Annotated in this window: 22 protein-coding genes and 2 tRNA genes; 6 read left to right on the top strand and 18 right to left on the bottom strand. The window is 72.3% G+C overall.

Annotation, left to right across the window (positions count from 1 at the left end; genetic code table 11):
* Window positions 1–495 precede the first annotated feature (495 nt).
* Window positions 496–1,767, bottom strand: a complete 1,272-nt coding sequence (tyrS, locus tag E4622_RS20020; protein ID WP_134741990.1) for a tyrosine--tRNA ligase — start codon at window positions 1,765–1,767, stop codon at window positions 496–498.
* Window positions 1,768–1,879: 112 nt separating this feature from the next.
* Between tyrS and E4622_RS20015 the strand changes: the two genes are divergently transcribed.
* Genes E4622_RS20015 through E4622_RS20005 form a run of 3 tightly spaced genes read left to right on the top strand, consistent with a single transcriptional unit; the run spans window position 1,880 to window position 6,320 of the window.
* On the top strand, window positions 1,880–3,262 hold the full coding sequence (locus E4622_RS20015) for a serine/threonine-protein kinase (RefSeq protein WP_167736167.1): 1,383 nt from the start codon (window positions 1,880–1,882) through the stop codon (window positions 3,260–3,262).
* Window positions 3,262–6,060: an ATP-binding protein gene (locus E4622_RS20010; protein ID WP_134741988.1), complete on the top strand. Its 2,799-nt coding sequence runs from the start codon at window positions 3,262–3,264 to the stop codon at window positions 6,058–6,060. Before E4622_RS20015 ends, E4622_RS20010 begins: the two co-directional genes overlap by 1 nt.
* A 56-nt stretch (window positions 6,061–6,116) precedes the next feature.
* On the top strand, window positions 6,117–6,320 hold the full coding sequence (locus E4622_RS20005) for a hypothetical protein (protein WP_134741987.1): 204 nt from the start codon (window positions 6,117–6,119) through the stop codon (window positions 6,318–6,320).
* Window positions 6,321–6,450: 130 nt separating this feature from the next.
* Here E4622_RS20005 and E4622_RS20000 read toward each other — a convergent pair whose 3' ends face one another.
* Entirely contained in the window at window positions 6,451–7,272 is an 822-nt protein-coding gene (locus tag E4622_RS20000) for an MBL fold metallo-hydrolase (protein ID WP_245156121.1), read from the bottom strand.
* Window positions 7,273–7,364: 92 nt separating this feature from the next.
* Here E4622_RS20000 and E4622_RS19995 point away from each other — a divergent pair, with 92 nt between their 5' ends.
* Window positions 7,365–8,183: a DUF72 domain-containing protein gene (locus tag E4622_RS19995; RefSeq protein ID WP_134741986.1), complete on the top strand. Its 819-nt coding sequence runs from the start codon at window positions 7,365–7,367 to the stop codon at window positions 8,181–8,183.
* Between the two features lies 1 nt (window position 8,184).
* Here the strand turns inward: E4622_RS19995 and E4622_RS19990 are convergent, their stop codons facing one another.
* Window positions 8,185–9,237, bottom strand: a complete 1,053-nt coding sequence (locus E4622_RS19990; protein WP_134741985.1) for a hypothetical protein — start codon at window positions 9,235–9,237, stop codon at window positions 8,185–8,187.
* 209 nt (window positions 9,238–9,446) lie between these two features.
* On the opposite strand from E4622_RS19990, the gene E4622_RS19985 reads away from it, so the two are divergent.
* Window positions 9,447–10,601 (top strand): hypothetical protein, encoded by a 1,155-nt coding sequence (locus E4622_RS19985; protein WP_134741984.1) that lies wholly within the window; start codon window positions 9,447–9,449, stop codon window positions 10,599–10,601.
* 40 nt (window positions 10,602–10,641) lie between these two features.
* Here E4622_RS19985 and E4622_RS19980 read toward each other — a convergent pair whose 3' ends face one another.
* From E4622_RS19980 to E4622_RS19970, 3 genes are all read right to left on the bottom strand, one after another.
* Window positions 10,642–11,058 carry an Ig-like domain repeat protein gene (locus E4622_RS19980; protein WP_134741983.1) on the bottom strand — a complete coding sequence of 139 codons (417 nt, stop codon included), beginning with the start codon at window positions 11,056–11,058 and terminating at the stop codon, window positions 10,642–10,644.
* Between the two features lie 177 nt (window positions 11,059–11,235).
* Window positions 11,236–11,309, bottom strand: a tRNA-Ile gene (locus E4622_RS19975).
* A gap of 24 nt (window positions 11,310–11,333) precedes the next feature.
* On the bottom strand, window positions 11,334–12,962 hold the full coding sequence (locus E4622_RS19970; protein WP_167736166.1) for an LCP family protein: 1,629 nt from the start codon (window positions 12,960–12,962) through the stop codon (window positions 11,334–11,336).
* Between the two features lie 121 nt (window positions 12,963–13,083).
* On the opposite strand from E4622_RS19970, the gene E4622_RS19965 reads away from it, so the two are divergent.
* Entirely contained in the window at window positions 13,084–13,830 is a 747-nt protein-coding gene (locus tag E4622_RS19965) for a PIG-L deacetylase family protein (protein WP_134741981.1), read from the top strand.
* On the opposite strand, the gene E4622_RS19960 is transcribed toward E4622_RS19965, so the two are convergent.
* From E4622_RS19960 to E4622_RS19905, 12 genes are all read right to left on the bottom strand, one after another.
* A complete protein-coding gene (locus E4622_RS19960; RefSeq protein ID WP_134741979.1) occupies window positions 13,827–14,615 on the bottom strand; it encodes a DinB family protein in 789 nt (262 codons plus the stop codon). The genes E4622_RS19965 and E4622_RS19960 overlap by 4 nt on opposite strands.
* Window positions 14,616–14,710: 95 nt before the next feature.
* Window positions 14,711–14,783 (bottom strand) — tRNA-Asn (locus E4622_RS19955).
* 79 nt (window positions 14,784–14,862) lie between these two features.
* Complete coding sequence (locus tag E4622_RS19950) at window positions 14,863–15,348, bottom strand: hypothetical protein (protein ID WP_134741977.1); 486 nt, start codon at window positions 15,346–15,348, stop codon at window positions 14,863–14,865.
* Entirely contained in the window at window positions 15,345–17,237 is a 1,893-nt protein-coding gene (dnaG, locus tag E4622_RS19945) for a DNA primase (RefSeq protein ID WP_134741975.1), read from the bottom strand. Before dnaG ends, E4622_RS19950 begins: the two co-directional genes overlap by 4 nt.
* 20 nt (window positions 17,238–17,257) lie before the next feature.
* Window positions 17,258–18,172 carry a 2-hydroxyacid dehydrogenase gene (locus E4622_RS19940; protein ID WP_134741973.1) on the bottom strand — a complete coding sequence of 305 codons (915 nt, stop codon included), beginning with the start codon at window positions 18,170–18,172 and terminating at the stop codon, window positions 17,258–17,260.
* Window positions 18,169–19,404, bottom strand: a complete 1,236-nt coding sequence (locus E4622_RS19935) for a deoxyguanosinetriphosphate triphosphohydrolase (protein WP_134741971.1) — start codon at window positions 19,402–19,404, stop codon at window positions 18,169–18,171. The genes E4622_RS19940 and E4622_RS19935 overlap by 4 nt, the downstream gene beginning before the upstream one ends.
* A gap of 50 nt (window positions 19,405–19,454) precedes the next feature.
* Window positions 19,455–20,684 (bottom strand): sugar phosphate nucleotidyltransferase, encoded by a 1,230-nt coding sequence (locus E4622_RS19930; protein WP_134741969.1) that lies wholly within the window; start codon window positions 20,682–20,684, stop codon window positions 19,455–19,457.
* Between the two features lie 51 nt (window positions 20,685–20,735).
* Window positions 20,736–21,602, bottom strand: coding sequence for an SH3 domain-containing protein (locus E4622_RS19925; RefSeq protein WP_134741967.1), 867 nt, complete (start codon window positions 21,600–21,602; stop codon window positions 20,736–20,738).
* 132 nt (window positions 21,603–21,734) lie between these two features.
* Complete coding sequence (gene dusB, locus E4622_RS19920; protein ID WP_134741965.1) at window positions 21,735–22,874, bottom strand: tRNA dihydrouridine synthase DusB; 1,140 nt, start codon at window positions 22,872–22,874, stop codon at window positions 21,735–21,737.
* 67 nt (window positions 22,875–22,941) lie between these two features.
* Window positions 22,942–23,604, bottom strand: coding sequence for a hypothetical protein (locus E4622_RS19915; RefSeq protein WP_134741963.1), 663 nt, complete (start codon window positions 23,602–23,604; stop codon window positions 22,942–22,944).
* A gap of 26 nt (window positions 23,605–23,630) precedes the next feature.
* Entirely contained in the window at window positions 23,631–25,028 is a 1,398-nt protein-coding gene (locus E4622_RS19910; protein ID WP_134741961.1) for a glycine--tRNA ligase, read from the bottom strand.
* Window positions 25,029–25,076: 48 nt separating this feature from the next.
* The gene (locus E4622_RS19905) at window positions 25,077–25,397 is read right to left on the bottom strand and encodes an antibiotic biosynthesis monooxygenase family protein (protein ID WP_134741959.1); all 321 of its coding nucleotides are present in this window, start codon (window positions 25,395–25,397) and stop codon (window positions 25,077–25,079) included.
* Between the last annotated feature and the right edge of the window lie 57 nt (window positions 25,398–25,454).

Here is a 25,454-nt window from a genome sequence, read left to right as displayed (position 1 = left end):
AAAACTGACAATTGCCAGAATCATTATTGCCGAAAAAACAAACCCAAGTCATCAGACATAGGGCATACAAACTAATTCATCGACTATGACACACTGTTGAGTTCTCAAGTATCAGACGCACACCTGACACGACCCGATGAGGGCCAGCCTGGGGCTGATCTGTTGGAGCTTTACTTCGCACACGTCGTCGGCCCGGGATTCCGACTGCGACATGGTCGCGGTCGTGCCACCCGGTGAGAGTGTGAAGAAGATGGTCACCGGGGCCGGAAGCCCGACCTCTCGGTCTTGCTTCCCGCCGCACCTGGCGACATCCAGAACATTAGAGGACTCCTGGCGCCGAGCACAAATCGGGTGGGGGTGAGCCGGACCACAATTGTGTTTTCGCAGGTCAGAGGGGGTGTGGCAGTGGAGCTGCGTCCCACGCGCCACTCCCGACCGGTCAGGAGCCCCGCAATCCGGCGTTCACATGACCGACATCTGAGGGGTCCTCAGGGGTCATCCGACGTGGACGCCGGCGAACTTCTTCTTGCCGCGGCGCAGCACCAGCCAGGCGCCGCCGACCACGTCGTCGGCGGTGGGCCGTGCCTCGGGGTCCTCGACGCGTTGGTTGTTGAGGTAGGCGCCGCCCTCGGCGATGGTGCGCCGCGCCTCTCCCTTGCTCTTGGCGAGCCCGGTGTCCACGAGCAGGTCCACGACGGTGGGCAGCTCGCCGGCGGGCACCCGGACCACGCCGGCCTCGCGCAGCGCCGCGCCGAGCGTGGCGCCGCTGAGCGCGCTCAGCTCGCCACCGCCGAAGAGTGCCGCGGCGGCTGCCTTGGCCTGCTCGGTCTCCTCGGCGCCGTGGACCAGGCTCGTGACCTCGTCGGCCAGCACCCGTTGGCCCTCCCGCAGGAACGGCTTCTCGGCGTGCCGGGCCTCGAGGGCCTCGATCTCCTCGCGCGGGAGGAACGTCAGCAGCCGCAGGAGCTCGGGCACCTTCTCGTCCTCGGCGTTGAGCCAGAACTGGTGGAAGGCGTAGGGCGACATCATCTCGGGGTCGAGCCACAGGGCCCCGCCCTCGGTCTTGCCGTACTTGGTGCCGTCCGCCTTGGTGACCAGCGGCGTGGCGAAGGCGTGGACCGTGGCCCCCTCCGCGCGGCGGATCAGCTCGGCTCCGCCGGTGATGTTGCCCCACTGGTCGGAGCCGCCGAACTGCAGCGTCACGCCGTGCTCGCGGAACAGGCTGAGGAAGTCCATGGACTGCAGCAGGATGTAGCTGAACTCGGTGTAGCTGATCCCCCCGGCCTCCAGCCGGCGCTTCACCGTGTCGCGGGCCAGCATCCGGTTGACGGGGAAGTGCTTGCCGATGTCGCGCAGGAAGTCGATGGTCGAGAGCCCCGCGGTCCAGTCCAGGTTGTTGACCATCGTGGCGGCGTTGTCGCCCTCGAAGGACAGGAACGGCTCGATCTGGCGCCGGACGCGCTGCACCCACTCGGCGACGGTCTCGGTGGAGTTGAGGGTGCGCTCCCCGGAGTCGCGCGGGTCGCCGATCATCCCGGTGGCGCCGCCCACCAGGGCGTACGGCGTGTGGCCGGCCTGCTGCAGGCGGCGTGCGGTGAGGATCTGCAGGAGGTTGCCCATGTGCAGGCTCGGTGCGGTGGGGTCGAAGCCGACGTAGAAACGCACGCTCCCGGTGGTGAACGCCTCGCGCAGCGCGTCGAGGTCCGTCGAGTGCGCGATCAGGCCGCGCCACTCGAGGTCGTCGAGGAGAGTGGGGTCGATGCTCACGGTCGGCCTTTCGGGGTCGGGAAGGGCCGTTCTCGGCCTCCCCCAGCCTGCCGCATCGGTCGGTGGGACGCCCACCGGGTTACTGACTACCCTTGCGGTCGGAGGAGGACGTGTGATCGCAGGCAGGTACTCACTCGACCGCGAGATCGGTCGAGGCGGGATGGGCGCGGTGTGGCTCGGTCGCGACGAGGTCCTCGGGCGACCCGTCGCGCTCAAGCGCATCGGGATGGCGCCCGGCGGGAGCAGTCCCGACCTCCTCCGCGCCGAGCGGGAGGCGCGGCTCGCCGCCCGCCTCAACCACCCGCACGTGGTCGCCGTCTTCGACCTCGTCGACGAGGACCAGGCCCAGTGGCTGGTCATGGAGTACGTCGAGGGGAGCACGCTCGCCGAGCTCGTCCGTGCCCGCGGGGCGCTGCCGGTGGACCAGGCGGCGCAGATCGTCGTGCAGGCCGCCGACGCGCTCGCCGCCGCGCACGAGGCGGGGATCGTGCACCGCGACGTCAAGCCGTCCAACATGCTCGTGACCCCCGAGGGCCAGGTGAAGCTCTCCGACTTCGGCATCGCCCGCGCCGAGGCCGACGCGTCCTTGACGCAGACCGGACTGGTCACCGGCTCCCCCGCCTACATCTCCCCCGAGGTCGCCTCCGGCCGGCTGGCCTCCGACCGCAGCGACGTGTGGTCGCTGGGGGCCACCCTCTTCCACGCCCTCGCGGGGCGACCGCCGTACGACATCGGTGACAACGTCATCGGCGGGCTCTACCGCATCGTCCACGAGGAACCGCCTCGCCTCGGCGCGGCAGCGGGGTGGCTGGCGCCGCTGCTGGAGTCGAGCATGACGCTCGACCCCCAGGACCGGTGGTCGATGCGGCAGGTCGTGGACTTCCTGCGCGCCGGTCCGCACGCCACCGCGCCCCGGCCCGTAGGGCGGCGCCGCGCGGCCGCCCCCGTGGCTGCCACGAGCGACTCCTCGACCCAGGTCATGTCGGCGCCCCCCACCTCCGCGGCCGCCGCCACCGGCGCTCGCGCGGCGCGACGTCCCAGCAGGCTCCTGCCGGTCCTGGTCGTCCTGGCCGTGCTCGTCCTGGGCTCGGTGATCGCTCTGGCGGTGGTGTTCGGCCCCGACGACGAGAGGGGCGAGGCGCCCGGCGCAGGCACCACCTCCTCCACGCCCAGCGACCCCCCGCCCAGCACGCCGAAGGTCACCGCCGCCGGGATGGAGGTGTTCGGCCGCAGCTACCCGGGCATCGCCAGCGCCGACCCGGACCGGGGGTTCGAGCTGCTCACGCCTGAGTACCAGGAACGGAGCAAGGACTACGCGGACTTCTGGGGCAAGGTCAGCGACGTCGAGGTGCTGGACGTCAGTGCGGACCCCGCGGCCATGACCGTCAGCTACACCTACCGCTACGTCCACGAGGACAACGGTGCGAAGACGGAGTTCGTCACGCTGGAGCTCGTGGGCACCGACGGCGACTACAAGATCGCCGGAGCCGTCTGATGGACCCGGAGCTGTACCGCGACATCGTCGAGACGTCGCCGGACGGCATCTGGGTCTTCGACCTGGACGGTCGCACGGTCTACGCCAACCACGCGCTGGCCGCGATGTACGGCGTGACGAGACGCGAGTTCGTCCTGCTGAGCGTCCCCGACACCCTCGACGAGGAGGGCCGCGAGCAGTTCGCCGCGCACCTGGAGGCGCTGCGTCGCGGCGAGCTGAACGACGGGCCGGTCGAGAGCCAGTTCATCGCGGCCGACGGATCGCGGACCTGGGTCGAGGTGCACGAGAGCGCCCTGCGATCGCCGGACGGCACCCTGACCGCCGTACTGCACCGGATCTCGGACGTCGGCGAGCGACGCGCGACGCTGCACGAGCTGATGGCGAGCCGGGCCCGGCTGGACGAAGCGCAACGGATCGCGCGCATCGGCAGCTGGGAGTGGGACTACGAGCGTGGTGAGATCGTCGGCTCCACGGGACTGCAGGAGATCTACGGCTGGACCCCGGAGGAGGAGCCGGGGAACTTCGAGGAGTTCCTCGCCCGGGTGCACCCCGAGGACCGCGACGAGGTGCTGCGGGCCATCGCCGACGCCGACGGCGGCGAGAGCTTCGTGTTCGTGGCCCGGCTGCTGGGGGCGCAGGGTTGGGTCTGGACGCGCGGGCGGGGCGTCATCCGCCGCGACGCCGCGGGCACGGCGATCGGTCTCTCGGGCACCCACCAGGACATCACCGAGGTCAAGGCCGCCGAGATCGCGTTGGTCGACCAGGTGAACCAGAACACCCTGATGCAGGCGGTGGCCGTCACCGCCAACGAGGCCCACACGCTCAACGACGTCCTGGTGCAGGCCAAGGACCTGGTGATGCTCCACGACGACTGGCGCCGCGGACGCGCCTTCCGGGTCGTCGACGACGGCACCCGCGTGGAGCCGATCTACCTCACCGACCAGGACCGCCTCGACGACCTCGAGACCCCGCAGGACGCGGCGTTGGAGGTGGCGCTGGCCACCGAGGCGATGCTGCGTCGCGAGTCGGTGTGGAGCGAGGACCGCCTGACCATCGCCTTCAACGTCTCGCACGCCGGCCGCCCGATCGCGGTCGTGACGATCATGTCGGACCCGCCGCTCTACCGGCACGACATGATCCAGACGATGGTGGAGTCCGTCGCCATCCAGCTCGCCCGCGTCGCCGAGCGCGAGGAGGCGCAGCGCGTGGTCGCCGACGCCCGTGACGCCGCCATGGCGGCGTCGCGCCAGAAGTCGGAGTTCCTGGCGACCATGAGCCACGAGATCCGGACCCCCCTCAACGGCGTCATCGGCCTCAACGACCTGCTGCGCCGTACTCCCCTGGACGAGGAGCAACAGCGCTTGGCAGCCGGGGTCCAGGTCGCCAGCCAGGCGCTGCTGAGCGTCATCAACGACGTCCTGGACTTCTCCAAGATCGAGGCCGGCAAGCTCGAGCTGGAGCAGCGCGACTTCGAGGTCCGCCCCCTGCTCGAGCAGGTGGAGAGCGTGCTGGGCGAGTCGGCGCGCAGCAAGGGCGTGCAGCTGGAGGTCCGGTGCGAGCCCGAGGTGCCCCTGGCCCTGTGCGGCGACCAGACGCGACTGGCCCAGGTGCTCTCCAACCTGCTGTCGAACGCCGTGAAGTTCACCGACGCGGGCCGGGTGACCGCGACCGCGAGCGCCCTCACCCGGGACGACCGCACCCAGCTGCGCGTCGAGGTGCGCGACACCGGCATCGGGATCGCCCCCGAGGAGGTCGCGGGGCTCTTCGCCCCCTTCATCCAGGCGGACTCCTCGACGACCCGGCTCTACGGCGGCACCGGCCTGGGCCTGGCCATCTCCAAGGAGATCGTGGAGGCGCTCGGCGGCGAGATCTCCTTCTCCCCCAACGTGCCCCACGGCAGCGTCTTCACCTTCACCGCCTGGTTCAGCAACGTGCTGATCGGCACGCCTGGTCCGACGTCCCGGGTCGGCCCGGTGGCCCCGGCCGTCGCCAGCCCCCACGGCCGCAGGGTCCTCGTCGTCGAGGACAACGAGGTCAACCAGATGGTGGCCGCCGGGCTGCTCAAGGCCATGGGGTACGCCGTCGAGGTCGCCGGTGACGGCGTCCAGGCCCTGGAGGTGCTGGAGCACCAGGAGTTCGACGCGGTGCTGATGGACGTGCAGATGCCGACCATGGACGGCTACACCGCCACCCGCACCCTGCGCGGCCGTGAAGGCGGCGAGCGCCGGGTCCCGGTCATCGCGATGACCGCCGCCGCCATCGACGGCGAGCGGGAGCGCTGCCTCGACGCCGGCATGGACGACTTCCTCACCAAGCCCGTCGACCCGGCGGCCCTCGCCCAGACGCTGCTGCGCTGGACCGCCGGCGAGGCGGCCGGCGCCCGTGTGGGCGATGATGACCTCGTGCTCCCCCCCACCTCCCCCATCGACGGCCTCGACGTCGAACGTCTCGACATGCTGCGCGACCTCGACGTCGGCAACACCGACTACCTCGACCGGGCCATCGGCAACTTCGACCGCAACTCCGTCGCGGCCGTCGACACCATCCGCGGTCACATCGCCGACGGCGACGCCGACCTCATGCGGCAGGCCGCCCACAAGCTCGCCGGCAGTGCCCTCAACCTCGGGGTGCAGGGCTCGGCCGCGGCCGCCCGGCAGCTCGAGTGGCTCGGCGACGCCGGGACCACCGAGGGTGCGCTGGAGCTCGTCCCCGAGCTGGAGCGTGCGCTCGAGGAGGGCCGGAACCTCCTGCGGTCCTACCAGGCCACCTACACGGCTGCCGAGCCCCACGCGGACTAGGGTGACGGCTCGGCCTCCGCCCTCGGAGGCTCGGGACCCGAGGCTAGGAGATCGTCATGAAGGGCTTGATCGGAACTCTCGTCGTCGTGTGGCTGGTGATCGGCGCCGCCGCGGCGTTCCAGCGCGGGTACTTCGGCGACGACCGCGAGGTCAGCTGCAAGAGCTTCGGCGACACGGCACTGACGATCGTCGCGGGACCGCTCAACTACGTCGGCGTCAACCCCAAGATCGACTGCAAGACCCCGCAGCCCTCCAAGTAGCGCGCAGGGTCCGCGGCGGATCTGCGGGCGGCGTCGCGGAGTCCGGCACGGCTGCCAGCCGGACACCATGCGCACCCTCGACCGGCCCTGCGACGGGGCGTCCGGTCACCCCACCTCCGGTCGGCGCCCTCTAGCCTGCGCCGTACGTCGGGCGCAGGTCCACCACGCCTCCGCGCTCGACGGTCCGGACCTGGGTGCCCAGGCCCCGGCTGCGGCACGCCTCCAGGAAGTCCGAGCGGGGCGACCTGAACACCGTGTAGTCGTCGTGGTGCACCGGCACCGTGACACCCGGCGCCAGCAGCTGCACGAGGTCGGCGCCCTGGTCGCCGTCCATCGTGACCAGCAGTCCCAGCACCCGGGTGCCGCCGAGGTGGACGACGGCGGCGTCCAGCGGGCCGGTGCGGTCCACGACCTCGCGCAGCCACGGCCGGAAGAGGGTGTCCCCGGTGACGTAGAGGCGGAACGGCGGGCCGCCCGTCCCGTCGTCGAGCTCGAGCACGGACCCCATCACCGGGGGGAGCACGTGGCGCGCCACCCGGGGAGCGTGCGTGCCGGGCACCGAGGTGACGCGCAGGCGCATCCCCGCCTCCTCGAGCTCGACGCTCTCCCAGGTGCTCATCCCGTGGGCGCCGGCGAACCCCCAGGTCCCCAGCTTGCGGCTCGCCGCCGGTGTGGTGAGCACCGGCAGGTCGCGGTCGAGCTCACGCCGCGCGATGCGGTCGAAGTGGTCGCCGTGCAGGTGCGAGAGCAGGACGGCGTGCAGGTCGGGCAGGTCGCTCGGCTGCCGCGAGGGCTCCGTGAGGCGCTTGGTGACCAGTCCCTTGCCCAGGTAGGCGCGCTGGCCCCGGTGCAGGAAGTTGGGGTCGGTGAGCAGCGTGAACGGCCCCAGCCGCAGCAGGGTCGTGGCGGTCCCGATGAACTCGAGCGAGGCGGGGGTCATGGCAGGGGTCATGGTGTCCTCCCGGTGGCGGAACGCCTGGGTGCCCCTCAGCGGGGAGCGGCAAACCCCGGCATCGACGCGCCCCGGGCCGGGTACCGGGCCGCATGGCGGGGCGCGTGCGGGTGGGCATCTCCGGCTGGACCTACGCCGGCTGGCGCGGTGACTTCTACCCACGGGGTCTCGTGCAGCGCCGTGAGCTCGAGTACGCCGCCGAGCGGATGACGTCCATCGAGATCAACGGCTCCTTCTACTCCCTGCAGCGCCCCACGTCGTACGCCGCCTGGCGCGACCAGACCCCGGACGACTTCGTCTTCGCGGTCAAGGGCGGGCGCTACATCACGCACATGAAGAAGCTGCGCGACGTCGAGGCCCCCCTCGCCAACTTCTTCGCCTCGGGGGTGCTCGCCCTGGGACCGAAGCTCGGACCACTGCTGTGGCAGCTCCCCGAGAACCTGCCCTACGACGCGGAGCGCCTGCGCGGCTTCTTCGCGCAGCTGCCGCGCACCACCGCCGAGGCCGCCGCGCTCGCCGGGAAGCACGACGAGAAGGTCGCCGAGGACCGGGCACTGACGAAGGCCGACGCCGACCGGCCGCTTCGGCACGCCCTGGAGTTCCGCAGCGCGTCCTTCTGCACCCCCGAGGCCTACGCGCTGCTGCGCGAGCACGACGTCGCCTGCGTGGTCGCCGACACCGCCGGCCGTTGGCCGCACGTGGAGGAGCGCACCAGCGACCACCGCTACGTGCGCCTGCACGGCGACGCCGAGCTCTACACGAGCGGCTACAGCGACGCGGCCCTCGACTCCTGGGCGGAGAAGTGCCGCGCGTGGGCGGAGGGCGGCGAGGACGTCCACGTCTACTTCGACAACGACGCCAAGGGCTTCGCGCCCCACGACGCCGTCCGGCTGCTGGAGCGCGTCCGCTAGCTCAGAGCCCGCGCAGCCACTGGAGCACCAGGCGTCGCGTGCGCGGCGCGGAGCGCTCCAGCGGCAGGGCGCTGCCGGCGCCCGCGATCGTCCGGGCGGTGACCCACGGGCTGCCGCGGAACGCCGACGCCGACTCGGCGGCCGACCGGCTCACCCGGGCGTCGCGGCTGCCGGACAGCACGAGCACCGGGACCTCGACCCGACGCGCGGAGGCCGAGGCGGCGAGGATCGCGGGGCCGAGGCTGGCCACGTCGCCGCACGGGGTGGCGTTGCGCTGACGAACGGCGCTCTCCTGGACGCGCCGAGGAGCGGTGGCGAACAGCAGCCGGCGATAGTCGGCGACCGTGGCGCCGTACGCCGCGTAGCCGCCGTCCCGGGCGCACACCGCGCTCTGCTGCCGCGCCTGCTCCACGGCGACGGCCGAGGGACTGTCGCCGGCCCACGACATCAGCACCAGACCGTGGACGTCGTCGTAGCGGGCCGCCTCCACCTGGGCGATGGTGGCCCCGACCCCGTGCCCGTGGACGACGACCTGGCTGGCGTGGGGCGTGGTGACGCGGCCGCGCGTGAAGTCGTAGCGGCCCGAGCGCAGGTGCTGCACGACCTGGTGGAGCATGGCCGCCTGGGCGTCGAGGCAGGTGTCGTCGCCGTCGGCCAGCGGGCTGCTGTCGTAGCCGAGCCGGTCGAGCACCAGTGACGTCTGGCCCCGACGGGCCAGCTGCGTGGCGTAGTCGTAGCGCGGGTGCCGTCGCAGGTTCCAGAACCACCCGCCCGTGCCGACGTCGTGGACCAGCACGTTGATGCGCGTGGATCCGCCGCGGCCCAGCACGTCCCGGCGCGGCCCGACGAGCCGCCCGTGGACCCGGTAGGTCCGGTCGTCCCCCCGGCAGCGCAGCAGGCCGTCCCCCTGGTTGACGAGCTCGAAGACGACCTGTCGGGACGCGAGGCGCGCGGGACGCTGGGCGGCGTCGGCCGAGGCCGGGGTGGCGAGCGTCGCGGCCACCAGCGCGAGGAAGGCGGGCAGCAGGACCAGGCGGGAGCCGAGCTTCGTCATCTGTTGAACGTACGTCAACAAGCCGACGTGACAACAGACCGTCGGTATGTGACGCGCACGACGGAGGGCAGAGGTCAGGCGCCGCGCCGCAGTGTCCTTGGGAGGGGTCGAGTGCGGCGGGCGCCCTGCCGAGGACGCTACGCCGCCACGCGCGGCTACCGGCGGGTACGTGAGCGGTCCCACACCGCGCCCCCCGCTAGCCTGACGCCATGCCCGACGACCTGCTCCTGCCCGCAGGCGCTCGCCTGATCCACATCGGCCCCCACAAGACCGGCACGACGGCCATCCAGATCGCGATGTCGTCGGCTCGCGACGAGATGGCGACCCACGGCGCCTACTACCCGCGCGGCCCCTTCCGGCGTCGCAAGGCGGGCTGGGCCCTGGGGCTCCCGGGCAAGCCGTCCGGGCGCCAGTTCCCGATCCGGCACTGGGAGCAGCTCGTCTCCGAGGTGCGCGAGGCCGGCCCCGTGCGGGTCTGCGTGAGCGACGAGAACTTCGCGCGCGCCAAGCCCCCCGTCATCACGCGGATCGTGGAGGACCTCGGCGGCCCCGAGGCCCAGGTGGTCGCCGTGGCGCGGCGTCTGGACCGGCTGCTGCCCTCGGTCTGGCAGGAGCGGGTGAAGTGGGGTCGGATGGAGGACTTCGAGCCCTGGCTGCGGCGCGTGCTCGGTGACGACCTCGACGACCGCCAGCACCGCGACCTGTGGCAGGGACACGACTTCGTGGGTCTCGCGGAGCGCTGGACCCAGGTCGTGGACCCGCAGCGCTTCACCCTGGTCATCGGCGACGAGTCCGACCGCGACCAGCTCTTCCGCGTCTTCAGCGAGATGCTCGGACTGCCCTCCGGGGTGCTCCGGCCCGACACCGACCGGTCCAACCACGGCCTGACCTGGAGTGAGTCCGAGGTCCTTCGCGCGCTGCGGGACCGCTACCTGGCCAACGGCTGGTCGACGGAGTACGCCGCCGCCAACATCCACCACGTGGTGCGCGCCCTGCGTGCCAGCGAGGTCCGGCCCACCGGCCCGCGCACGCCACCGATCCCGGCCTGGGCGCGCGAGCGCATCCGCGAGCTCAGCGACCAGCGCGCCGAGGCGGCGGCGGCGCTCGCCGTGCGGGTCGTCGGCGACGCGGACTCCCTGCGGCAGGTGGACGAGCCCACCGAGGACCAGCCCGCGCTCGAGGACCTCTCGCTCCCGGTCGGCCTCGTGGCCGCGGTCGTCGAGGGCGCCCTCCGAGGAGAGCACAGCTTCGACCCACACGCACCGGCCGCCGAGGCGACCGCCCCGGAGCCGCGCGAGCCCTCCGGGCGCGAATGGCTGCGGATCGGCGCACGCAAGGTCCGGCGGCGCCTGTCGCGGTCGTAGGTCGCCGGTCGGGGCCGAGCGAGGGTCGAGGGGACCAGCCCTAGCGCTTCTTCTTCTTCACGGTGATGACGCTCTTGCCGGTGGAGTTGCGGAAGCCCTCGACGCCGGTGTAGGTGGCGGTGACCTTGTACTTGCCCGGCTTCCTCAGCTTGCCGAGGCTGCCCGTGACCGGCCGGTTGTTGTAGGCCAGCCGGAAGGTCTTCCTGAACCCGCCGGGACCCGTGGCGGTGACCGTGACGGAGCCTCGCACCGTCGCGTTGCCCCGGACGGTGACCGCGACCTTGACCTTGGCGGCCTTGCCCGCCTTGATGGTCTTGGGGGCCGGCGTCGCCTTGGTCGCCGTCGGGATGCACACGTAGCTGGTGCAGGCGGCGGAGGCCGGCGTGGCCGACGTGACGGCGACGAACCCGGCCGTGGTCAGGATGGCCGTGAACAGGCCGGCGATGAGCTTCTTCATGGTGGACTTTCCGCCGCAGGCACCGGAGCTGATGGGTCTCCGCGTGGTGTGAGAGAGCAGCAAACCACGCGGCCGGACGGCGCCGCTCATCGTCGCGGGGATGGACCAGACCACTGGAGGAACTTCTCGAGACGACCGCATTTCGCTCGCATGACGTGCCGAGGTCGCTGACGTGGGTGGGGCGGGTGGGGCTCGAACCCACGACCCAAGGATTATGAGTCCTCTGCTCTGACCGACTGAGCTACCGCCCCTCGGTGGGGGAGCCTAGCGGCGCGTCACTCGGAGGCGCTGACGACCTCGCCCGTGGGGTTGTAGGCGCAGGCGTCCTTCGTGTCCTCGTCGGGCAGGTCCGCCTCGTCCGAGTCCGGGTCCGGCGGGGTGGGGGCGTCGGGACCGTCGGACGTCGGCGGCTTCGGGGGCTTGGCGGGCTGCGGGTGCAGGGCGTTCTGCACGGTCTGGCGCACGTAGTCGTAGTCGGGGTCGCCGGAGAAGAACTTCTCGGAGGACTTGAACACCACCGACTTCACCTTGGCGTTCTTGACCTCCATCGCGAGCTCGACGAACGCCGGGGCGATGTCGAGCGGGATGTCGGTGTAGACGATCTTCTTGCCCGCCTTGACCAGGTCGAGGTAGCGCGTGAGGAGGTTGACCGGGTTGGCGGCGTCGACGATCGCCGAGACCATGCAGCGCTGGCGCTCCATGCGTTCGTAGTCGTCCGACCCCCAGCGCCCGCGCGCGAACCACAGCGCGTGGTAGCCGTCCAGGTGCTGGTCGGGCCCGGGGTCGAGGTAGCCGACCGGCGGGATGCCCGCGTCGGTGTTGCCCTCGATCGCGACCGGCTCGTTGATGTTGACGGTGACCCCGCCCATCGCGTCGACGACCTGCTTGAAGCCGGCGAGGTTGGCCAGGAGGTAGTAGTCGACCCGCACCCCGAGGCTGCCGGCGACGGCCTGCTTGATCGCGTCGGCGCCCTCGTTGTCGCTCTTGCCGAGGACCCCCGGGTGGCGCTCGGGGATCTGTCCGTAGACGGCGTTGAGCATGTAGAAGCCGGCGTCCTCCTCCGACGACCCGGCTCCGTAGCCGTCCGGGTAGAGGTCGTGGAGCGGGCTGGACTCGGGGAACTGCGCGTACATCATGTTGCGCGGCAGGCTGAACATCACCGTCTTGCCGCTGTGGGTGTCCATGCTGACGAGGATCACGGTGTCCGTACGGACGCCGGTGCGGCCCTCGCCGCCGTCACCGCCCAGGAGCAGCACGTTGACCCGGTCGCGGCCGCCCCACGGGTCCTTCTCGGTGACGCCCTCGGGCACGGTGGCGCTGGCGTTGTCGTCGAAGACGGTCTCGACGAGGTCGGCCTGCGCGAAGGCGTAGCGCGAGGCCAGACCGGCGGGCACCAGGACCGCCAGGCAGAGGACCGCCACGGCACCGTTGCCGACCGCCGTGTGCCAGCGCGGGCGCGTCGGCGGGCGGACCAGCCGGTAGGAGGTGAGGACGACGAACACCCACACGAGCACCCCGAGCGCCAGCACCAGCGCGGCCACCTTGAGCCGGGTCGGGTCGAAGGCGAGGTCGATGGCCGTGCGGACGTCGCGCCCGAAGTACCACGCGAAGCCTCCGAGCAGGGCGAGCCAGATCCCGAGGATGACCGCGCCGACGGCCTTGCGGCCGGCGTAGAGGTAGCCCGAGCCAGGGAACAGCGCGCCGACCAGGGTCATCCCGAGGGTGCCCGGCAGCCCCTCCGTGCGCCTGCGGCGGGGACGCAGTGCGCGGGAGCCGCCGGCGCGGCGCGTGCCCGAGGGCCGGCCCGGCGCCGGGCGCCGCGTCCGACGCCACAGCGGCGGGCGGGTGGCACGCGTGGCGCGCCGGACGCCGCGGCGTGCGCCGGTGGCGGCCTGCTCAGACATGTCGACCCCGTCGAGGAAGTGGGTGAGGCGGCGGCGGCCCGGGCCGCGCGAGGGCAAAAATAGCACCGGCCGGGGCAGATCGGCGTGACCTCGCGCCCCAGGGCGCTGGCATGCTCGGGTCATGAGCACTCCCCCGCCGCCCCTGGAGCCCCTCGACGAGAGCTGGGAGCGGGCGCTCTGCGTGGTCGCGCACCCCGACGACCTGGAGTTCGGCAGCGCCGCGGCCGTGGCCCGCTGGACCGGTCAGGGAAAGACCGTGGCCTACTGCATGGTGACCAGCGGCGAGGCGGGGATCGACGGCCTGGCCCCCGAGGAGTCCCGCCTGGTGCGCGAGGCCGAGCAGGTCGCCTCCGCCGCGGTCGTCGGCGTACCGGAGGTGACGTTCCTGGGGTTCCCCGACGGCGTCCTGGAGTACGGCGTGGCGCTGCGGGCGGCCATCGCGCAGGAGGTGCGGCGCCACCGACCCGACATCGTGGTCACCGGCAACTTCCGCGAGACCTGGGGCGGACGCAGCCTCAACCAGGCCGATCATGTGGCGGTGGGGCGGGCGGTCGTCGACGCGGTCCGCGACGCCGGCAACCGCTGGATCTTCCCCGACCAGCTCGTCGACGGCCTGGAGCCGTGGGGCGGGGTGCGCGAGGTGTGGGCGGCGGGGTCGCCGGAGAGCACCCACGGGGTGGACACCACCGCGACGTTCGACGCGGGCGTGGCCTCGCTCGAGGCCCACCGCGCCTACATCGACGGCCTCGGGTGGGAGGACTTCGACCCCCGGGAGTTCCTCGAGGGCTGGTCCCGGGAGTCCGGCCGACGGATGGGCGTCGCGCTGGCCGCGTCCTTCGAGGTGTTCCCGATGGGGTTCGGGGGCTAGCGGTCCTCCAGCACCGCCAGGTCGCGTGTGGCGAACCGGTGGTGCTCGCACTCCTCCTCCATGACGACCGCCAGGCACTCGTAGACGGCGCGCTCCTCCTCGGGGTAGCCCGGCGCGGGGCTGCGCGTGCAGGGGCGGCCGAGGTCCTCGTCGCCGAGCCCGTCGAGGATGCCCCGGACCACGGCGAGCCGGTCGGCGCGCGCCGCCACGACCTCGTCGTAGGTCGGCCGGGCGCCGAGGTCCATGCCGAGGGCGACCGCGTCGGCGGGGGCGTAGGCAGTCTGCGGCAGCGCCAGCGGGTGGAAGGGGCGCTCCTGGTCCAGGATCGTGCGGCTGGCCCAGGAGTCGGTGATGAACACCAGGTGGCGCAGCGTCTCGACCAGGGACCACTCCCCCTGGACCCGCTCGTGACGAGCCTCCTCGGGCAGCCGCTCGGCGCGCGCCAGGGTGTCGGCCCACAGCCGCTCGACGGTGTCCCACATCGCGCGGAAGCCGTCGGCGTCGCGCACGCCGCGCAGCTGGACCCGCTCGGGGTGGCGCAGGTCGAGCTGGGTCTCGACGTACTCGGTGACGTCGACGCCGTTGACGACCAGCCCGGCGACGTAGCCGCTCACGTCGACGTCGACCAGGCAGCCGTCGACGATGCGCGCCCCGGTCAGGTCGCAGTCGACGAAGCGGGTCTCCCGCAGGTCCTTGACCTCGAAGGTGGCGCCCCGCAGGGCGTCGTTGGTGCCGTCGTCGTGGTAGCCCGCCGACCAGCGGTGGGGACCGTACTGAGCCGTCATGCCGACAGTGTGGACGACGCCACCGACAGCGGGGCCGGAAAGGCGAGACGGCCCGGCCGACGAGCGGTGCTCGCGGGCCGGGCCGTCTCTCTGCGCTCCCCCGGTTGGACTCGAACCAACGACATCCTGATTAACAGTCAAGCGCTCTGCCAGCTGAGCTACAGGGGATCGCGCTGACCATCTCTGGACAGCGCGGCAACTTTAGCAACAGCGGCGACGGCGTCGAAATCGGGATCGGAACGGCGGGTCAGCCGAGGTCGACCTCGCCCGACGCGGCCTCGAGCGCCGCCTGCGACGCGGCCCGGATCTCCGGGTCGTCGGGGTCGATGCCCTCGTCGTACTCGAAGAGCCAGTCGATGTGGCCGCGCGAGTGCGGAGCCCGCCGCGCGATCACGCGCACGCCCTGGCGACCGCGCAGCGCGACGTGGCGCTGCAGGACGATGCTGGCCGTGACCCGCTCGCGGACGAGCTCGAGCAGGCGACCGACGTCGTCGAGGGTGACCCGGTGCTCGGGGCGCTCCTGGCCCCACACCCCGACCTCACGGACCGTGAGCACCGAGGTGTCGGCGTCCCAGTCGGCCGCCTCGACCTGCTCCCAGGGGATCCGGTGGTCGCGGAGGTAGAGCGCGTCGCGGGTGCCGCCGATGGCCAGGCCGTCGACGTCGGTGGCCCAGGCGAGCAGCTGCTCGCCGCGCTCGACGGCCAGGTCGGGGCGTGCGCGTCGCAGCCTCACTCGCCGCCCGCCATCCGGTCGCGCAGGTGTCGGCGGTGCTGCTCCAGGGCGGCGAGCTCGCCGAACATCTTGTTGTACTCCGCCGGGTGCTCCACGGGGTTGGTGCGTTGCAGCCGGGACTTGACCGCGGCGATGCGGCGCTGGGCGGTGAGCTCGAGGAGCTTGAAGACGTAGGAGCCGACGTAGACCGCGTCGGGCTCGCGCATGAGCGGCTCGACCCCCAGCGCGCTGATCGCCGAGGAGACGGCCGGGTCCTGCGCCGAGTCGCGCAGCTTGGTCGACCAGCCGGGGTCGGAGGAGCCCGCGGCCAGCCCGCCGGCGGCCTCGACCAGCTCCCACACCCCCCGGTAGGTCGGGTGGGTGAAGTCGTTGGGTCCGATGTCGGCGGTGGAGCGTCCGATCGCCATCGGGTGCTGGATCACGAGCTTGAGGGTCTCGCGCTCGATGGAGAAGCGCGGGTCGCGCAGGTCGGGTACGGCGGGCCGGCTCGGCGCCGCGTCGGGGGCGGCCTCGGGCTGGCGCTGCTGCGCCTGGGCGGGGCGCTCGTCGCGCCGGGCGGGACGGTTGGCCGCGCGGCGCACCTCGGTGCGGGCCTCGTCGACGTCGATGCCGATCATGCCGGCGATCTCACGGGCGAACGCGTCGACCTTGGACTTGTCGCGGATCGCGGAGACCAGCTTGGCGCTCTCGCGCAGCGCGTCGACCCGCCCGTCGGCGCGGTCGAGGTCGTACTTGCTCACGACGTTGCTCAGCACGAAGCGGTAGAGCGGCACCCGGCGCGCGACGAGCTCGCGCACGGCGGCGTCGCCCTTCTTGATGCGCACGTCGCAGGGGTCGAGGCCGTCGGGCTCGACGGCGACGTAGGTCTGGGAGACGAAGTTCTGGTCGCCAGCGAAGGTCTTGAGGGCGGCGTTCTGCCCGGCCTGGTCGCCGTCGAAGGTGAAGATCACCTCGCCGCGGAACTCCTCGTGGTCGTGCAGGAAGCGCCGCAGCACCCGCGTGTGCTCCTCGCCGAAGGCCGTGCCGCAGGAGGCGACCGCCGTGCCGACGCCGGCGAGGTGGCAGGCCATCACGTCGGTGTAGCCCTCGACCACCACGGCCTGCGAGGAGCGCGCGATCTCGCGGCGTGCGAGGTCGATGCCGTAGAGGACCTGGCTCTTCTTGTAGAGCGGCGTCTCGGGGGTGTTGAGGTACTTGGCGTCGATCTTGTCGTCGTCGAGGATCCGGCGCGCACCGAAGCCGATCGTGTCGCCGGTGGCGTCGCGGATCGGCCACAGCAGGCGGCCGCGGAAGCGGTCGTAGGCCGAGCGCCCGATGGCCACCAGCCCGACCAGGGTCATCTCCTCCTGGGAGAACCCGCGCCCGCGCAGGTGCTTGAGCAGCGCCTCGCCGTCGTTGGGGGCGAAGCCCATCCCGAACCGCTCGGCGACCTCCTGGTCGAAACCGCGCTCCAGCAGGAACTGCCGGCCCGGGGCGGCGCCCGGCAGCGCGAGCTGCTCGGCGTAGAACTCCTGGGCGACCTTGTTGGCTTCGACCAGCCGCGCGCGCGGAGGTCCCTTGGGCCGCTGGTCGCGCTCGTCGCCGTCCTCGCGGCGCAGCTGCACCCCGACCTTCTCCGCCAGCCGCTCGACGGCCTCGCCGAAGGAGAGCCCGTCGATCTTCATCAGGAAGGTGATGACGTCGCCGCCCTCCTGGCAGCCGAAGCAGTGGAAGAACCCCCGGGACGGGGTGACGTGGAACGAGGGGGACTTCTCGTCGTGGAAGGGACACAGGCCCTTCATCGAGCCGCCGCCGGCGTTGCGGAGCGTGACGTAGGAGGACACGATGTCGTCGATGCGAGCCTTCTCGCGCACCTCTGCGATGTCGTCCTCGCGGATCCGGCCTGCCACGTCTCGATCCTACGGGTGGATCAGTAGTCGCCGGACATGACGTTCCACAGGTCGTCGCCGGCGGCGAAGCGGTGGAGCTGGTCGCGGACCAGGCGGTGGGCCCGGGGCCACATGGCGCTGCTGGCGCCGCCGACGTGCGGGGAGACCAGCAGGCCCGGGGCGTCCCACAGCGGGCTGTCGGCGGGCAGCGGCTCGGTCTCCGCCACGTCGATCGCGGCGGTGACGCGACCGCCGTGCAGGGCGGCCACCAGGTCGTCGGTGCGGACGACGGCGCCGCGGGCCATGTTGACCAGGAGCGCGCCGTCCTTCATCCGGCCCAGGAAGTCGGCGTCGACGAGCCCGCGCGTCTCGTCGGTGAGCGGCACGATGAGGATGACCACGTCGGCCTCGGGGAGCAGCAGCGGCAGGTCGGCGAGGGCGTGGACACCCGCCCGGGCGGTGCGGGCCACGCGGCTGACGGTCACCTCGAACGGCGCCAGCCGGGCCTCGATCGCCTGGCCGATGGCGCCGTGGCCCACGAGCAGGACGTGCCGGTCGGCGAGCGCCGGGCGCCACTGCGGCGACCACTCGCGGCGGTCCTGGCCCCGCACGAAGTCCGGGATCCCCCGCAGCGACGCGAGCACCAGCGCCAGGGTCAGCTCGGCGGTGGAGGTGTCGTGGATGCCGCGGCCGTTGCAGAGCGTCACCCCGTCGGGCACCAGCGCCCGCACGTTGTCGACACCCGCCGAGAGGGTCTGCACCACCTGCAGCGAGGTCATCCGCGGCAGGACCTCCCCCACCGCCGGGCCCATCTGGTAGGGCGGGACGTAGAACGCCACGTCGCCGACCGAGTCGGGCACGGACTCGGTCGGGTCGACGACCTCGTAGCGCAGGCCGGCCGGCGGGTCGCCGAGCAGCTCGGGGTCGAAGGGCAGCCACACGAGGGGGTCGGTCATGATCGGCTCCTGAGTCGGGAGTGCCAGGCGACGGCGCTGGCGTCGGTGAGCGAGGCGACCTGGTCGACGACGACGCGCATCCGGGCGCCGTCGTCGGCCGCCTCGGCCCAGTCGTCGGCGAACGGGCGGTCCAGGGCGTCGGGCGCGCGGTGGGCCAGGATCGCCACGAGCTCCATCATCAGCTCCCGCTCCAGCGCCATCGCCTTCAGCCGGTCGGGCGCGGTCATCACGTAGTGGGCGGCGACGCCCTTGAGCACGGCCATCTCGAGCAGCGTCTCCTCGGGGACGACCAGTGAGCCCTCGTAGCGGACGAAGGGCCCACCGCCCGACGCGAGCGTCGCGTGCTGGACGGCGCCGCAGAAGCGCCCGATGAGGTCGCTGGTGAGGTTCTTCAGCGCGGCCAGGCTGCGTCGGGTGCCGTCGTACGGCGTGGTCGGCCAGCTGCCCTGCGTGCGCAGGCCGGCCAGCACCCGGTCGAGCTCGGCGTCGCCCGCCGTGGGGAGGTACCACTCGCGGACGGTGTCCCAGACCGCGGGCACGTCCATCGAGGTGAGGTCGATCCGGCCCGCGACGGTGCCGTCCTCGACGTCGTGGACGGAGTAGGCGACGTCGTCGGCGAGGTCCATGACCTGTGCCTCCAGGCACCGGCCCGCCCCCGCGCCGGTGCGCAGCCACGCGAAGACCGGCACGTCGTCGGCGTAGACGCCGAACTTGGCGGGGTCGGGGCCGCCGCCGCGCGCCCAGGGGTACTTCGTGCAGGCGTCCAGCGTCGCCCGCGTCAGGTTGAGCCCGACCGAGCGGCCGTCGGCGTCGAAGGTCTTGGACTCGAGCCGGGTCAGGATGCGCAGGGTCTGGGCGTTGCCCTCGAAGCCGCCGCACGCGGCGCTGAGGTCGTCGAGCACCCGCTCGCCGTTGTGGCCGAACGGCGGGTGGCCGAGGTCGTGGGCGAGCGCCGCGGTCTCGGCGAGGTCGGGCGCGCTGCCGAGGGCGCGCGACAGGTCGCGGGCCACCTGGGCGACCTCGAGGCTGTGGGTGAGGCGGTTGCGGGTGAAGTCGTCGGTCTGCGGCCCGACCACCTGGGTCTTGGCCGCGAGGCGGCGCGAGGCCGCGGCGTGGACGACCCGGGCGCGGTCCCGCTCGAACGCCGTGCGCACGGGGGCGTCCACCCGCTTGGGCGGCTCGTCGACGACACGCTCGCGGGCGCTGTCGTCGTAGAGGTCGAGGGGATCCATCGGCGCGAGACTAGTCCGCCGCTCCGACCGCCCAGGCGGACGGGCGGCGGTCAGGCGCTGCTGCCCGGCTCCAGGCGGCTGCCGGCCGCCAGCGAGACGCCCTCGCCGACCGTGGAGCCGCGGCCCACGAGCGTCACCACGTCCGAGTCGTCGGTCCCGGCGACACCGGCCTCGCCGACGCGGGAGTCCGGCCCGATCTCGCAGTGCGAGTCGACGATCGACCAGTGCACCAGGGCACCGGCCCGGACCACCGAGTCGCGGAAGACCACGCTGTCGTGGACCTGTGCCCCCGCCTCGACGACCACGCCGGGCCCCAGCACGCTGCGACGTACGACGCCGGCGACCGTGGCCCCGGGGCTGACCAGGCTGTCGACGACGTCCGCACCGTCGAGCAGCCGCGCCGGTGCGCGCTGCGGCTGGCGGGTCAGGATCGGCCAGTCGGCGTGGCCCAGGACGTCCTGGTCGTCGGTCAGGAACTCCTGGTGCGCGCGCAGGTAGAGGTGCGGCTGGCCCAGGTCGCGCCAGTAGCCGTCGAGGGGGTGGGCCCGGGTGCGACCCCGGTCGACGAGGCGGGGCAGCAGGTGGTCGCCGAAGTCCTCGAGCCCGGAGTCGCCCGCGTCGCTGTCGGCGCCGAGCTCGCGGTGCAGCTCCTCCAGGACCTGGACCAGGACCACCGGGTCGTAGGCGAAGACCTCGGTGGCGATGGTGCCGGTCGTGGGGTCCTCGGGCTTGTAGTCGAAGCCGGTGACCAGCCCCTCGTCGTCGGTCTCGACCGTGGCGTGGTCGGAGGCCTCCGCGACCGGCACCTCGGTCGTGACCACGGTGCACTCGGCGCCGGAGCGCCGGTGCGCCTCGACGACCTCGGTGTAGTCGAGCCGGTAGACGTGGTCGGCGCTCATCACGAGCAGCACGTCCGGGGCGAACCTCGCGATCTGCTCGCGGATGCGGAAGAGCTCGTCGGCGTTGCCCTTCGCGAAGCCGTCCTCGTCCAGGCTGCCGGTGCCCTCCTCGGGCATCAGCAGCCGCAGCCCGCCGCGCGAGCGGTCGAGGTCCCAGGGCCGTCCGTTGGCGACCTGCTCCTCCAGCGTGCCGCCCTGGAACTGCACCGACAGCCAGACCTCGCTGACCCCGCTGTGGGTGAGGTTGGACAGCGGCAGGTCGACGAGCTGGAAGACCCCGAGGAACGGCAGCGCGGGCTTGGCGCGCTCCCGGGTGAGGACGTCCATCCGGCCACCGGCGCCGCCGGCCTGGATGAGGGCGAGGACGCGGTCACGAGGCATGCCGCAGTCTGGCACGCACGGGCAACCGCGCTGCGCGCTGCCTCGGGTGGCTCAGTAGGTCGTGACGTGCACGTGGTCGTAGTGGTTGGCGGTGGTGGAGCCGCGGTCGGACATGCCGCGCCAGCCCTCGCCGCCGCGCTGGACCGACCAGATCCGCTGGGAGTAGATGAGGTAGCTGACGCCGAGCTCGGAGTAGTACTTCTTGACGAACTCCGCCACTTCGTAGCCGCGGCTGCCAGAGACCATGATGTCGACCGCGATCCCCTGGGCGTGCTCGCCGTCGCCGCGGAAGGTGCCGTAGGTGGTGATCTCCGGGAACGCCGCGCAGACGGCCGCGTGGACCTTCTTGATGTTCTCGCTGACCCCGGCCGGCACGGTCGTGCCGTTGGTGCAGGCGCCACCGAGGGAGAAGGGCTTCTCGTTCGTGAGGTAGCCGGCGCTGACCCAGCGCGCCTTGCCGTCGACGACGATCTCGTCGCGCCCGTCCATGCTGCGGCCGGTCACCAGGACCCTCTCGCCGGCCTCGATCTCGCCGACCTGCTCCCCCTTGGCGCCGGGCGCGGACCACAGGTCGAGGGTGCTCGCGATCCACAGCTTGTCGGTGGCCGTGCGGATCGCCTTGAGCGTGGACTCGCTCGACATCGTGACCTGGCTCTTGGCCATCATGCTGGTGAGCTCGCCGCGGCCGGCTCCGCGACCGGCGCCGCGGCTGACGTCCTCGCGGCGCTCGGCGGCGCCGGCGCCCACGGAGGACGCCGCGGCGCTCACGTCGGCGCCGTTGCTGCTGGCGGGCTCACCGGCGGCGATCCCGAGGGTCACCGCGGAAGCGGTCGCCAGGACGGCGAGCGGGCCGGCGATGACGACGGCGCGGGGCATGCGGCGGGCATTGGTCTCCCGCTTGTGGCGATGATCTGCCACAGCGCTGATCCTTTGCTGTTGCTGACAGGGACGGTGCCCCGCCACACGAGGTGGCCGGGCACGGACGACGACTAAAGCACAGTGCGCGGATCGTGTCCCAATCCCCCACCAGGAAGTCCCGGGTGTTCCGGGTCACCCGCCCGTGGTCTCGAAGGCGTCCTCGCGCAGCTGGGCGTCGGTGCCGTCCATGTCGTCCAGCCAACCCTCGGGCAGCGCCACCCGGCTCTTGGGCGAGCCCTGGCGCCCGCGCGGGGTGCCGAGCTCGTGGACCGGGAAGGGCTCGTCGGGGTCGAGGTCGGCGAGCAGCCGGTCCAGGTCGGCCAGGGTGTCGACCATCGCGAGCGAGCGACGCATGTCGCCGCCCGCGGCGAAGCCCTTGAGGTACCACGCCACGTGCTTGCGGAACTCCTTGCAGCCGCGCTGCTCCCCCATGTGGTCGCACAGCAGCTGCGCGTGGCGCCGCATCATCGCGGCCACCTCACCCAGGGTCGGCAGCGTCGCCACGACCTCACCGGCGAAGGCCGCGGCCAGGTCGCGGAAGAGCCAGGGCCGCCCCAGGCAGCCGCGCCCCACGACCACGCCGGCGACGCCGGTCTCCTCGACCATGCGCACGGCGTCGGCGGCCTCCCAGATGTCGCCGTTGCCGAGCACCGGGATGTCGACGTGCTCCACGAGGCGGGCGATCGAGGACCAGTCGGCCTGGCCGGAGTAGGACTGGGCCACCGTGCGGCCGTGCAGCGCGATCGCGGCGCAGCCGGCCTCCTGCGCGATGCGGCCGGCGTCGAGGTAGGTCAGGTGGTCGTCGTCGAGGCCCTTGCGGGTCTTCATCGTGACCGGGACGCCGTAGGGGGTCGCCGCGGCGACGGCGTGCTCCAGGATCTGGCCGAGCAGCCCGCGCTTCCAGGGCAGGGCGCCGCCCCCGCCCTTGCGGGTCACCTTGGGCACGGGGCAGCCGAAGTTGAGGTCGATGTGCGCGACGCCGTACTCGCCGCAGAGGATCTCGGCGGCCTTGCCGACGTAGACCGGGTCGGTGCCGTAGAGCTGCACCGAGCGGGTGGTCTCCAGCTCGTCGAAGACCAGCATCTTCAGCGTCGTCTCGTCGCGCTCGACCAGCCCGCGCGACGTGATCATCTCGCAGACGTAGAGACCGGCCCCTTGCTCGGCGCACAGCCGCCGGTAGGCGGCGTTGGTGATGCCGGCCATCGGCGCCAGGACCACGGGCGTGTCGACGCGCAGCCGACCGAGCGTCAGCGAGGAGGGCAGGGCGGTCACCGACCCATTCTCGCGCCGTCCGGGGCCGCCGCCCAAACCGCCGCGGGCGGTCGGGCTGCGGGTCGCGCTACGGCTTGGGCCTGCCCTTGGTCGTGCGCACCTTGCTGACCGGACCGGTCCAGGTGATCGGCACCGACTCCTGCGTCGGGCGGAAGACCACCGCCTTGAGCGTCGTGCCGGCGGGGGCGAGGTAGACCAGGCACGCCTCGTGGGTGGCCCCGGCGGCGAATGGCGTGGGGAACGGCCGGCTCGGGCAGGGCTTGAACCGGCCCTTGAACGTCGAGGCCTCGACGAGCGTGTCGGCCGAGTCGACGCCGTACAGCGGGACCTGTCGGCCACCCAGGTCGGTCTCGCCGGCGTTGGTCGCCGTCACCCGCACGAAGTACGGCGTGGTCCGCTTGGCGGCCGTGCCGAGCTGCCAGCCGGCGAACGACCGGCGGAACGTCGTGCGCTCGATGCGGGTCACGGTGAGGTCGAGCACGCCGACGGCGTCCTGGCGGGGCTGGTAGGACACGACGGCCTCGTCACCGAGGGCGAGGTCGGTGCCCTCGGCGGTGAGCTCCACCCCCTCGGGCACCCCCGGCGACGCCGACTCCCCCGCTGCGGGCGAGGCCGACGAGGACGCACTGTCGGTGGGGTCCGGGGTCTCCGGCTCACCGTCGTCGGAGGAGCAGCCGGCCAGGAGCGCACCGCACAGCAGCAGGCTCGCGAGGGTCCCGGCGCTCTTCACGGCGCCATTGTGCACCCGGGTGCCGCTCAGCAACCGAGGAACCGCTCCCCGAAGTACGACGAGATGCGGTCCAGGCCGATCCGCTCCTGCTCCATGGTGTCGCGCGAGCGCACCGTCACCGCGTCGTCCTCGAGGGTGTCGAAGTCGACCGTGACGCAGTAGGGCGTCCCGATCTCGTCCTGGCGGCGGTAGCGCTTGCCGATCGCGCCGGCGTCGTCGAAGTCGACGTTCCAGTGGCGCCGCAGCTCGGCGGCGAGGTCGCGCGCCTTGGGCGAGAGGTCGGCGTTGCGGCTCAGCGGCAGCACCGCCACCTTGACCGGCGCCAGGCGCGGGTCGAGGCGCAGCACCGTGCGGGTGTCGACGCCGCCCTTGGTGTTGGGCGCCTCGTCGACGTCGTAGGCGTCGATGAGGAAGGCCATCAGCGAGCGGGTCAGGCCGGCCGCGGGCTCGATCACGTAGGGGACGTAGCGCTCGCCGCTGGCCTGGTCGAAGTAGGACAGGTCCTTGCCGGAGAACGTGCTGTGCTGCGTGAGGTCGTAGTCGGTGCGGTTGGCGATGCCCTCGAGCTCCTCGAAGCCGCGCTGGGAGAAGCCGAAGTTGTACTCGATGTCGACCGTGCGCTTGGCGTAGTGGCTGAGCTTCTCCGCCGGGTGCTCGAAGTGGCGCAGGTTGTCGGGGTCGATGCCGAGGTCGGTGTACCAGGCGGTGCGCTGGTCGATCCAGTACTGGTGGATCTCCTCGTCCTCACCGGGCTTGACGAAGTACTCCATCTCCATCTGCTCGAACTCGCGCGTGCGGAAGATGAAGTTGCCCGGGGTGATCTCGTTGCGGAACGACTTGCCCATCTGGGCGATGCCGAACGGCGGCTTCTGCCGGCTCGTGGTCACCACGTTGGCGAAGTTGAGGAAGATGCCCTGGGCGGTCTCGGGCCGCAGGTAGTGCAGGCCGGACTCGTCCTCGATCACGCCGAGGTAGGTCTTGAGCATCATGTTGAAGGGCCGCGGCTCGGTCCAGGCCCCGCGGGTGCCGCAGTTGGGGCAGGCGAGCTCCTTGAGGTCGACCGTGTCGGGGTCCTCGATGCCCTTCTTGGCCGCGTAGTCCTCCTGCATGTGGTCGGCGCGGAAGCGCTTGTGGCAGGACTGGCACTCCGTGAGCGGGTCGCTGAAGGTGCCGATGTGGCCGGAGGCCTCCCACGTGCGGGTCGGCAGGATCACGCTGGAGTCGAGGCCCACGACGTCCTGGCGGGCGGTGACCATCGCCTTCCACCACTGGCGCTTGATGTTCTCCTTCAGCTCCACACCGAGGGGGCCGTAGTCCCAGGCGGACTTGGTGCCGCCGTAGATCTCGCCGCACGGGTAGACGAACCCGCGCCGCTTGCAGAGGGAGACGACCTGGTCGAGGGTGGTTGCTGGCTTCTGTGCCACGTGGGAGCTCCTGCTCGTGGGCCGACTGGCTGCCGGTCCCGGAGCCGCTCAGCCTATCGACCGGCTCGACTCGACGTTGAGCACGGTCCCCGGCTCGACCACCTCGTAGGCGCTCGGCTCGTCCACGGCCCGGCTCAGCAGGGGCACGGCCCCCAGCTTCACGTCGTACGACGACAGCGCGCGGCGGTAGGCCCCCACGTGCTCCCACCGGGTCGTGAGCACCCACAGCGTCGGCTCGTCGAGGTTGCGCCCGATCGTCCCGTCGACGTACCCCGGACGAGCGGCCAGCAGCGCGTGGGCTCCCTCCAGCTCCCCCCGGAACACGTCGCGCTCGTCGTCGGGCACCCGGAACCTGCTCACCACCAGCATCCCCGCAGGCTAGCGGAGGCAGCGAGTTGACAATGATTCTCATGTGCTTGAGAATCG

The organism is Nocardioides sp. 503, assembly GCF_004522095.1.
GTDB lineage: Bacteria > Actinomycetota > Actinomycetes > Propionibacteriales > Nocardioidaceae > Nocardioides.
The sequence above is the reverse complement of the archived record's forward strand: the minus strand, read 5'-3'. Positions and strand labels throughout refer to the sequence as shown.

What these genes read in the sequence shown, in the direction of transcription:
- E4622_RS20010 (WP_134741988.1), top strand. Translation starts at nt 3,262, where the DNA reads ATGGACCCGGAGCTGTACCGCGACATCGTCGAGACGTCGCCGGACGGC.
- E4622_RS20005 (WP_134741987.1), top strand. Translation starts at nt 6,117, where the DNA reads ATGAAGGGCTTGATCGGAACTCTCGTCGTCGTGTGGCTGGTGATCGGC.
- E4622_RS20000 (WP_245156121.1), bottom strand. Translation starts at nt 7,272, where the DNA reads ATGACCCCTGCCATGACCCCCGCCTCGCTCGAGTTCATCGGGACCGCC.
- E4622_RS19995 (WP_134741986.1), top strand. Translation starts at nt 7,365, where the DNA reads ATGGCGGGGCGCGTGCGGGTGGGCATCTCCGGCTGGACCTACGCCGGC.
- E4622_RS19990 (WP_134741985.1), bottom strand. Translation starts at nt 9,237, where the DNA reads ATGACGAAGCTCGGCTCCCGCCTGGTCCTGCTGCCCGCCTTCCTCGCG.
- E4622_RS19985 (WP_134741984.1), top strand. Translation starts at nt 9,447, where the DNA reads ATGCCCGACGACCTGCTCCTGCCCGCAGGCGCTCGCCTGATCCACATC.
- E4622_RS19980 (WP_134741983.1), bottom strand. Translation starts at nt 11,058, where the DNA reads ATGAAGAAGCTCATCGCCGGCCTGTTCACGGCCATCCTGACCACGGCC.
- E4622_RS19970 (WP_167736166.1), bottom strand. Translation starts at nt 12,962, where the DNA reads ATGTCTGAGCAGGCCGCCACCGGCGCACGCCGCGGCGTCCGGCGCGCC.
- E4622_RS19965 (WP_134741981.1), top strand. Translation starts at nt 13,084, where the DNA reads ATGAGCACTCCCCCGCCGCCCCTGGAGCCCCTCGACGAGAGCTGGGAG.
- E4622_RS19960 (WP_134741979.1), bottom strand. Translation starts at nt 14,615, where the DNA reads ATGACGGCTCAGTACGGTCCCCACCGCTGGTCGGCGGGCTACCACGAC.
- E4622_RS19940 (WP_134741973.1), bottom strand. Translation starts at nt 18,172, where the DNA reads ATGACCGACCCCCTCGTGTGGCTGCCCTTCGACCCCGAGCTGCTCGGC.
- E4622_RS19935 (WP_134741971.1), bottom strand. Translation starts at nt 19,404, where the DNA reads ATGGATCCCCTCGACCTCTACGACGACAGCGCCCGCGAGCGTGTCGTC.
- E4622_RS19930 (WP_134741969.1), bottom strand. Translation starts at nt 20,684, where the DNA reads ATGCCTCGTGACCGCGTCCTCGCCCTCATCCAGGCCGGCGGCGCCGGT.
- E4622_RS19905 (WP_134741959.1), bottom strand. Translation starts at nt 25,397, where the DNA reads ATGCTGGTGGTGAGCAGGTTCCGGGTGCCCGACGACGAGCGCGACGTG.